Below are 1,323 nucleotides of genomic sequence, written 5' to 3' on the forward strand. Positions count from 1 at the left end.
ATTAGGCACGCCGCCAGCGTTCATCCTGAGCCAGGATCAAACTCTCCAATAAAGTTAGTTTGTCTAGCATCTAAAAATAAAAATTGACGTTTCACGTTGTTTGTTTCGTTCAGTTTTCAAAGAACTTTTTTTGGTGGAGCCTAGCGGGATCGAACCGCTGACCTCCTGCGTGCAAGGCAGGCGCTCTCCCAGCTGAGCTAAGGCCCCAAACAATTATCGGGAAGACAGGATTTGAACCTGCGACCCCCTGGTCCCAAACCAGGTGCTCTACCAAGCTGAGCCACTTCCCGAAAGAAAACGCGCCCGAGAGGAGTCGAACCCCTAACCTCTTGATCCGTAGTCAAACGCTCTATCCAATTGAGCTACGGGCGCATATGGTGCCGAGGGCGGGGGTCGAACCCGCACGGTGGTCACCCACCGCAGGATTTTAAGTCCTGTGCGTCTGCCTGTTCCGCCACCCCGGCATGTCATATTGGAAATTGGAGCGGAAGACGGGATTCGAACCCGCGACCCCAACCTTGGCAAGGTTGTATTCTACCACTGAACTACTTCCGCAAGACATGTTTGAGTTATTTCATTAAAAGTGCGGGTGAAGGGAGTCGAACCCCCACGCCAAAGGCGCTAGATCCTAAGTCTAGTGCGTCTGCCAATTCCGCCACACCCGCATATTTCATTAAAATGGTGAGCCATGAAGGATTCGAACCTTCGACCCTCTGATTAAAAGTCAGATGCTCTACCAACTGAGCTAATGGCTCTTACAATAAAAACTGGTGCCGACTAGAGGACTTGAACCCCCAACCTACTGATTACAAGTCAGTTGCTCTACCAATTGAGCTAAGTCGGCTAAATGGTGGAGGATGACGGGATCGAACCGCCGACCCCCTGCTTGTAAGGCAGGTGCTCTCCCAGCTGAGCTAATCCTCCGAATTGCCTGGCAACGTCCTACTCTCACAGGGACAAGGTCCCAACTACCATCGGCGCTAGAGAGCTTAACTTCCGTGTTCGGTATGGGAACGGGTGTGGCCTCTCTGCCATCATTACCAGACTGTATTCATTTAAGACAAGAATTATTGTAACTTATTTAACTTTTAAAGTCAACAAGTTTTTTATATTCTTTCAAAACTAGATAACATTGCTTCATATTATATGGTTAAGTCCTCGATCTATTAGTATTCGTCAGCTCCACATGTCACCACGCTTCCACCTCGAACCTATCAACCTGATCATCTTTCAGGGATCTTACTAGCTTACGCTATGGGAAATCTCATCTTGAGGGGGGCTTCATGCTTAGATGCTTTCAGCACTTATCCCTTCCGCACATAG

Annotated in this window: 9 tRNA genes and 2 rRNA genes; all 11 read right to left on the reverse strand. The window is 48.8% G+C overall.

Annotation, left to right across the window (positions count from 1 at the left end):
- Positions 1 to 131: 131 nt before the first annotated feature.
- Positions 132 to 207, reverse strand: a tRNA-Ala gene (locus ACSG5Z_RS29570).
- Positions 208 to 216: 9 nt separating this feature from the next.
- Positions 217 to 290, reverse strand: a tRNA-Pro gene (locus tag ACSG5Z_RS29575).
- Positions 291 to 298: 8 nt separating this feature from the next.
- Positions 299 to 372: transfer RNA gene (locus ACSG5Z_RS29580), tRNA-Arg, on the reverse strand.
- Positions 373 to 375: 3 nt separating this feature from the next.
- A tRNA-Leu gene (locus tag ACSG5Z_RS29585) sits at positions 376 to 464 on the reverse strand.
- A gap of 16 nt (positions 465 to 480) precedes the next feature.
- A tRNA-Gly gene (locus ACSG5Z_RS29590) sits at positions 481 to 555 on the reverse strand.
- 29 nt (positions 556 to 584) lie between these two features.
- Positions 585 to 665: transfer RNA gene (locus tag ACSG5Z_RS29595), tRNA-Leu, on the reverse strand.
- 14 nt (positions 666 to 679) lie between these two features.
- A tRNA-Lys gene (locus ACSG5Z_RS29600) sits at positions 680 to 755 on the reverse strand.
- 13 nt (positions 756 to 768) lie between these two features.
- A tRNA-Thr gene (locus tag ACSG5Z_RS29605) sits at positions 769 to 844 on the reverse strand.
- A gap of 4 nt (positions 845 to 848) precedes the next feature.
- A tRNA-Val gene (locus tag ACSG5Z_RS29610) sits at positions 849 to 924 on the reverse strand.
- Between the two features lie 5 nt (positions 925 to 929).
- Positions 930 to 1,045: ribosomal RNA gene (gene rrf / locus ACSG5Z_RS29615) — 5S ribosomal RNA — on the reverse strand.
- 101 nt (positions 1,046 to 1,146) lie between these two features.
- Positions 1,147 to 1,323: ribosomal RNA gene (locus ACSG5Z_RS29620) — 23S ribosomal RNA — on the reverse strand; the annotation flags it as partial.

It is taken from the genome of Bacillus pretiosus (assembly GCF_051294775.1).
Lineage (GTDB): Bacteria > Bacillota > Bacilli > Bacillales > Bacillaceae_G > Bacillus_A > Bacillus_A wiedmannii.